Consider the following 7,288-nt stretch of genomic DNA (forward strand, 5'->3'; position numbering starts at 1 on the left):
CACCCGCCTTCACTTCGTTCAGGCACCCTCCCAACTCCTGGGAGGGCCTGGACGATAGCGACTTGAAAGGAAGTAGACGATATCGATGAGATTCTTTCGACCGGATTTCTGACATCCAAAGGAGAACGCTGCGCTCACTCCGCTCTCCGCGCGGGGCCGGGAATACACACTCTCCCTCGTGCAGAGGTTCACGTCTCCGTAGGGCCGGGAATACAGGTCCAGGCCGCCAAAGTAGAGCCACCGCCTGCGTACAACCATTTTCAGCTCCCATGCGGGCAACAGCCCGTGCGCGAAGCGCACTATATAAGATTGGTTCGCGCAGCGAACCATATCCTTCCCTTTCCCTTACCTCTTTCCCCTTTCCCCTGCTTTTTATGGCCAAAGGCCCCATATATACTCGCGCCGCATCAGCAGTGCCACCTTCACTTACCACTTACCACTTTCTTTCCAGACGAAACCCGCCGATTGCATGCAATCGGCGGGTTTTTTATTCACAATTATCCGCGGGAGAGGGACGAGAGATATTCTTCCAGTTCGTCGGCCAGTTTTTCATTTCCCGAGAGGCCCGGGGCGAGGGGGATGAATTTCAGACTGTAGTCTTCATCGGTGCGGCCGGGGATTTCTCTGGGGAAGATGGCCCAGACTTCTTTGACGGGGCGGCTGTCGCGGAGGGAGGCAGTTTCCGTCATATTTCTATAAAATCTCGTATTCATATCCCGATAGGCGTTGAACTGGCGGCGGAGGCTGTAGGATCTGGTCTCGTCGTTCCAGAGGTAGATGAGGTCTCTGTATTTGAAGTCCGCGATGAGGGACCCGAAGTAGAGGCCTTCTTTGTAGTAGTCCAGGCGGAGGTCCGGCTGGCGGTGGGGATTATTGGTGTAGAGAGGATTTTTCTCTCTGTCCGTATCGGCAGAGGTGTCCGGAATCGTTCCGTCATAGGTGAGGTGGACTTCTTCCCCTTCCCGTTTCATGCGGATTTCGGTGCCCGAGTCCAGGGAGGAGAGGCGGTAGCGGCCGCCTTCTTTGATGACGGATACGCCCCCTTCCATATCCCAGCCTTTAGCGGTCAAAGCTTTGATGAACTGGAGGAAGCCCCAGAGTTCGTAAAGTTTATCGGTTCGTTTCCACTGGAACTGGTAGAAAGAGGAAAGGGTGAAGCTTTCTTCCGGGTCCGCCAGTTTTCTGTAGAGCCGGTAGAGCACGGAGTAACGGGGGTCCATGACCACGGCCATGGGGAGTTCTTCGGGCATTTTCCCTTCGGCTTCTTCAAACCAGGGGGCGAAACTGATGCGGCGGATGGAGGAGCGGATTTTTCTGGCCCGGCTGCGATAGAGGATGAGCCGTTCCAGCGCTTTTTCGCCGGTTTTGTATTCTCTCCGCTCCCGGAAATCCGTAAGCTGGGCCTGCCTTTTTTCAAGGCCTGCGATGGGTTTCTCTATTTCCAGAAGGAAATGGTAGAGCAGGCGGTCCAGTCCGAGCAGGATGGATTTGGCGAAACGGTTTTCCGCCACGTCCCGGGTGATTTCCGTATAAAGGACCGGCATGCGGGGAGCGCCTTCTCTTTCTTTCACGTGCTGCGGGCGGACGTGGGGGTCCGGACGGCGGTGGTCCCGGCGCACCTGTTTCATGGTGAGGGAAAGCCGGGCGTTGGCGGTGTGGGAAAGTTCGTCCAGCACGGAAAGGACTACCGGCGATTCATCGCTGATGGCATAGAAGCGAAGGAGCAGGGCTGACGACAGGCCCAGCGCTCCTTCCATATTTCTGGAAATATGGATATTCTTCCTCATGAAATCGAAGGAAATCGTCTTGATTTCATCGGAAAGTTCGTCCCGCATGTCCTGCCAGCTCTGCTTGCCCATGTATTTCGGCGTGATTTCGAGGAGTCCGTACCAGGCGCGGCCTGCCCCGGTGACGGTGAGCACGTAGTAGCCCGGCACCAGGGGGAAATCCTGCCCTTCGAAGAGGAGGAGCGGCGGCTGGCCCCGCCGGAAGGGCTGGATGTAGGTCTGGCCATCGATACGCTCAGCCCCCGGGATGGTGACCACGTCGAGTCCGTCCATGGTGAACCGGAAATCTCTCGGTCCTTCGAAGCGGAGGAGGATATCCTGGTTTTCCGTGAGGGTGAGGCCCGGTTTCTTTTCGCCGGAGAGCTCGGATGGATCATCGGTGAAAGCAGTGAAATATTTCACCCCTTTGTCCCAGCCGCCGGAGAAGGTGAGGGAGAAAGGAAGTTTAGATGGTGTAATCATAAAGTTTCAGCTCCCCGGCTTTCTTTTCCAGCAGGCTGCGGGATTCCCTGAATTCGGAAAGTTCACTGAAATCATCGAGTACGGAAGGAATCGCCCCTTCCAGGAGGCCCTTGTCGCTGATGGAAAGGAGGCCTGAAAGCTGCTGGGAGGAACCGCGGAGTTTCGTCAGCACCCGCTGCACGATCTGGGCGTCCAGTCCCCGGGCCCGTTCAAATCCTTCCGGAATATTTTCCAGATATTTCCCCATCTGGGAAGCAATGCGGAAACCGATGCCGCAGGAGGCGCCGCTCTTTCTGAATGCATCGTTCAGACTGTCCAGGAGGTCCAGTTCTTTTTCGGAAAGGCCAAGGCCATCTTCCCTGCAGAAAGATTCCCAGAGGGCGGCGGAAATTTCAGGATAGGATATTTCCTCCTTCGGTCCCAGGGTGAGAAGGTCCCGGAACCGTCCCTGATGGAGGGTGATGACGTTGGCCCGGTCCAGGATTTTATCGGAGAAATGATAGGTGGATTCATCCACGTTCACCGTGCCCGTGAAGAGCACGTTCCGTCCGATCCGGATTTCGGGCGGATATTTTTCACTGTTGTACAGCTTTCCTGCAATAGACGGGTTGTAAAGGCGGATCACCGGATTTTCTTCTTTTTCCAGCACGGAAATGAACTGGGCGAAATAATGCTCAGCTCTCGCGAGGTTCATTTCATCAAAACAGATGAGGTAGAGCTTCTCTGGATGAGCCGCCGCATCGATGAGCGTCTCTGCCAGGCCCGTATCGGCGCTTCTGTAAATATTATTTTTCGTATCCACATACCCCAGGATATCTCCGTCATCCATCCAGGAGGGGCGGACGGCCAGGAAACGGACCCGTTCTTCCGGAAGGCCCAGGGCTCTGCCGTAAAGGCGGACGAGGCCGGATTTGCCTGTGCCGCTCATGCCGGCGAGGACGGTGAGCCTCGATGCTTTCAGGGAAATATGGAAATTCACCAGATCTTCCTTTTCAAAGAGAAGGCCTGATCTGACTGCCGCTTCCGAGAGACGGGCCAGGAAATCTTCTTCGCCGAAAGGTTTTTCAGCAGGCTCTTCCATTTCCTCAGATACCGGTTCTTCTATTTCTTCAGCCGGTTCCACTTTTTCTTCCGAAGTGAGGCTCCTTGCGATGGGGTCCACATCTTCTGCCGTGATTTCCCATTCCTCGCTGCGGGGCGCAAAGACAGGCTCTTCTTCCGTGAAAGGATTGTGCTCCACCCCGGAATCTTTGAGGAGGTCCCCGTCTGCCGGTACCGGTTTCAGATTCATCCGGAGGTCCGGCAGGAATTCATCCGGCACAAACCAGAGAGGAAGCTTGCTGCAGCGAAGGATGTGGGAGAAAAGTTCCGAATTTTTCACATCCACCATGCAGTAGCCCAGGGGTCCGTTATCTCTGACGTGGAAATAAGCGCCCCCCTGGCCGATGACCGTCGAATCAAACGTACCTTCATAGAGAGGCGCAAAAACCACCCAGGGTCCCAGGCGCCCTTCGAAATCCCGGGTAGCGGTGACGAACATCTTCGCCGGCACATCGTTATTCCAGTATTTCTTCGAAAGGCCGGGCAGCGGCTTTCCCGAACGCATGTGGAAGCAGAATTTGTTGATATCCCCGCCGAAAGGAGGCAGGTCCAGACTGCCGAAGACAGGCACCGGATAAAAATGGGTATCCATATCCATGAAAGGCGTGTGCCCTTCCTTCTGCATATCATCCAGCACGAAGAACTTGTTATTGCGGATGGCCGGCGTAAAGCTGACGTAGCAGCTGCCCAGCTTTTCCTGCAGAAGAGAGAGGGCCACCTCCTCATTGGGGATGGTATTGAACGCAAAACCCACGCGGCTCATGAAGCCGGTGAACCCATGCTTCTCCGAATCCTCAAATCCCTTCGGAAGCGGTGAAAGAGGGTCAACAAAAAAACGATAGTCCTTCACCCCTGCCGTAGGCGTAGACCCCTTCACCATGAGCCGCACCCGCCCCAGCACCTTGCCGTCTCCCAATCGGAGCGCAGAAAAAGAACCATCGGAGTTGAAATTATTTCCCATATGGAGTTCCTTCCTTCTACTGATGTACGAAATACACTTTCGTATCTACCGGCTTATGCGATGAAGCAGAAAGAGGGACAGGAAATACTGTATGCGAAATGATATATGAAATCAAATTTCCCGCTTAAATTTCTAAATTTTAACTTTTAATTTTTATTCTCTTATATGCCCGCCGCATAAGTCTTTAAACAGACTTTTTACTGAGTATTCCAAACACACTTTGGAATGTATATATTTTAACATATAATCCCTTGAGAAATAAAATTGATTTCGTTGTTCGTTGTTCGTTCTTCGTTCTTCGTGGTCCGGGCACAATGAAATTGGTCTGAGTCAGTCGGCAATACGCGCACGGCCGGGAATAGACATTTCCTCTCGCACAGGGATACAGCTGGTCGTGCGGCCGGGAATACAGGTCCAAGCCGAATTTGTAGAGCCACCGCCTGCGTACAATCCTTTTCAGCTCCCATGCGGGCCAAAGGCCGTGCGCGAAGCGCACTATATAAATTGGTTCGCGCAGCGAACCATATCCTTCCCTTTCCCCTGCTTTTTCTGAGCCAAAGGCCCCATATATACTTGCGCCCGCCAGGGCGCCACCTTCACTTACCACTTACCACTTTTCAAACCATTCACTTTCCCCTTTCCCAAGGGGCCGGAAAAACGGTATAATATTTCTAAAGATGAAAGGAGGGGCTCCTATGACGAAGGAAATGAAAATCGGCATGATCGCGCTGACGGCGGCGATCTTTCTGGGCATTTTCAGTCTTTTTGCGCTGCCCCTCAAAATTTTCCATCAGGATATTTACGAAGTCCACGCGGTCTTTGACAATGCCCAGGGGATCAAGAAGAGCGCCCAGGTGCTCTATGCAGGGGTCAATGTGGGCCGGGTGAATCAGATCAGGGCCGAAAACGGCAAAGCCGTGCTCGATTTATATATCAGAAATAAAGAAATGATCCCCACAGACTGCCGTGTTTCCATCGATTCCTCGGCTCTCGTGGGAGACCTTTATGTGAAACTTTCCGGAGGACGGCCCGGCGGAGATATCCTCAAAGACGGAGATACCATCTACGAATACCACAACGACCGGATGGATAAACTCATGAAAAAAGCAGGAAAGCTCATGGAATCCGCACAGAAGCTGCAGAAGAATATAGAGGCTATGAGCGAAGACAAGGGATAGAGACACCTGTGCTTTTCGTGATTCGTGAAATCGTTCTTCGTGATTCGTTGTTCGTTCTTCGTGGTGGATATGGTTGGCTTTGCCAACCAATTTTTTAATAAAAGCCTTCGGCTCATAACTGACTGATATCCAAGTTCAATATTCGGGCCGCTTTCCATTTTGACGCGGCCCACCTTCACTTACCACTTAACACTTATCACTTGCCACTTTAAATCTCTGGAGGTAACCTATGACTACAATCACCATCGCCCCGAAATTAAAGAAACTATTTCTGAAAAAAGCAGAATCCACTTTCCCGGACTGCCGGGTCATCTGGCTGGAGGACCTGGACGAAAAGGAGAGGCTCGAAGCCGTTTCCCATACGGACCTGCTGCTGGCAGCAAAGATTACCGATGAACTGACGGCGGAAGAAAAGCAGCTCCTGGACCGGCCGAAAATGGTGCAGACCATCCTGACCGGTGCGGATCACCATGATTTCAGAAAACTTCCAAAGGGCATTCCCCTCTACTGCAACGCAGGCGGCTGGGCCCACGGCATAGCGGAATCCACCCTGGGCATGATCATCTGCAATAACCGCTGCCTTCGGGAGCAGACGGAAGAACTCTCCCGCGGCGTATTTAATGCGACAGGCCACAACCAGAAACTTCTCTGCGAGCAGACCTTCCTCATCCTCGGCTTTGGAGGCATCGGACAGGCGGTGGCGAAAGTATTGAAACCCTTCGGCGGGAAAGTCTACGCCATCGGCCGCACAGCTCCCGCATCGGACCTTTTGGACGGCGGATTGGCCATGAAAGATCTGAAAGAAATCCTTCCGCAGGCAGACGTCCTGATCCTCTCCCTTCCGAAAACGAAGGAAACTGAAGGCATCATCAATAAAGAAACCCTTTCCCTCATGAAAGAAGATGCCCAGATCATCGACGTGGCAAGGGCAGCCCTCATCGATTATGAGGATATCCTCTCCCACATAAAGACCCATCCTCTCTTCCACCTTTCCATGGACGTATGGTGGAAAGAATTCGACAGCTACCCGTCAAAAGGCTATGAAATATTGAAATACCCGAACGTCACCGGCTCCGCCCACAATGCGGAAAAGACCTCCTTCGCCCTGGAAGAAGCTGTATCCAATGCTTTTGGAAATATGAGGAACTTCCTTGACGGGAAACCGGTAAAAGGGAAAGTAAAGATTTCGGAATATATGTGAATCGTTGTTCGTTGTTCGTGGTTCGTGGTCCTTGGTCCGTGGTCCTTGGTCCGTGGTCCTTGGTCCGTGGTCCGTGAACCCGTGGTCCGTGATGGTGGGCCGCCGAATTCATAAGGCGGCCCATTTTATATTGGGAAAAACCGGATTGGGGACTTCGGATTTCCGGAAAATATTGCCGCTGATGGGGCAATGAGTATGATGGGGAATGTACACAGACAAGTAGAACCCCGTTCTCCTCATGAAACCACACAACCGGCCCTTCGGGCCGAAGAAAACATGCAAACCGGGCTTCGCCCGATGAAACTCAAGCCGACCTCGCCTGCGGCTCGGGAGGGCTCCGGCGTAAGTCCTCCCCTCGTTAGGGGAGGTGTCAGCGCAGCTGACAGAAGGGGCGTACTATGGTATGCGAGAACAGTGGGACAATTCGTTTCATGCGTTACGTTCGGTCGCCGCACCCTCACAATACGACCGGGGAGTATACAGCGCTTTTCTTTGGATTCCAGGAAAAATTTCAGAATAAAAAAAGGCCCGCTCCCCATTGGAAGCGGACCCCATTCACAAATCACGATCAGCAATAGTGACACCCGACCGTATTCAC

4 protein-coding genes are annotated in these 7,288 nt (G+C 53.1%); 2 read left to right on the forward strand and 2 right to left on the reverse strand.

All coding sequences use genetic code 11. The features are described 5' to 3' along the window. Positions 1–497: 497 nt before the first annotated feature. On the reverse strand, positions 498–2,249 hold the full coding sequence (locus QZN42_RS09665; RefSeq protein WP_296957111.1) for a nuclease domain-containing protein: 1,752 nt from the start codon (positions 2,247–2,249) through the stop codon (positions 498–500). Next, complete coding sequence (locus tag QZN42_RS09670) at positions 2,233–4,311, reverse strand: McrB family protein (protein ID WP_296957113.1); 2,079 nt, start codon at positions 4,309–4,311, stop codon at positions 2,233–2,235. Before QZN42_RS09670 ends, QZN42_RS09665 begins: the two co-directional genes overlap by 17 nt. A 695-nt stretch (positions 4,312–5,006) precedes the next feature. Between QZN42_RS09670 and QZN42_RS09675 the strand changes: the two genes are divergently transcribed. Further along, on the forward strand, positions 5,007–5,489 hold the full coding sequence (locus tag QZN42_RS09675; RefSeq protein ID WP_296957115.1) for an MlaD family protein: 483 nt from the start codon (positions 5,007–5,009) through the stop codon (positions 5,487–5,489). 229 nt (positions 5,490–5,718) lie between these two features. Continuing rightward, positions 5,719–6,690, forward strand: a complete 972-nt coding sequence (locus QZN42_RS09680) for an NAD(P)-dependent oxidoreductase (protein ID WP_296957117.1) — start codon at positions 5,719–5,721, stop codon at positions 6,688–6,690. The last annotated feature ends 598 nt before the right edge of the window (positions 6,691–7,288 follow it).

It is taken from the genome of uncultured Dialister sp., assembly GCA_900314595.1.
GTDB lineage: Bacteria > Bacillota > Negativicutes > Veillonellales > Dialisteraceae > Dialister.

Bases quoted from the DNA above. Each gene is read 5' to 3' on its own strand.
- QZN42_RS09665 (WP_296957111.1), bottom strand. From the start codon at position 2,249: ATGATTACACCATCTAAACTTCCTTTCTCCCTCACCTTCTCCGGCGGC.
- QZN42_RS09670 (WP_296957113.1), bottom strand. From the start codon at position 4,311: ATGGGAAATAATTTCAACTCCGATGGTTCTTTTTCTGCGCTCCGATTG.
- QZN42_RS09675 (WP_296957115.1), top strand. From the start codon at position 5,007: ATGACGAAGGAAATGAAAATCGGCATGATCGCGCTGACGGCGGCGATC.
- QZN42_RS09680 (WP_296957117.1), top strand. From the start codon at position 5,719: ATGACTACAATCACCATCGCCCCGAAATTAAAGAAACTATTTCTGAAA.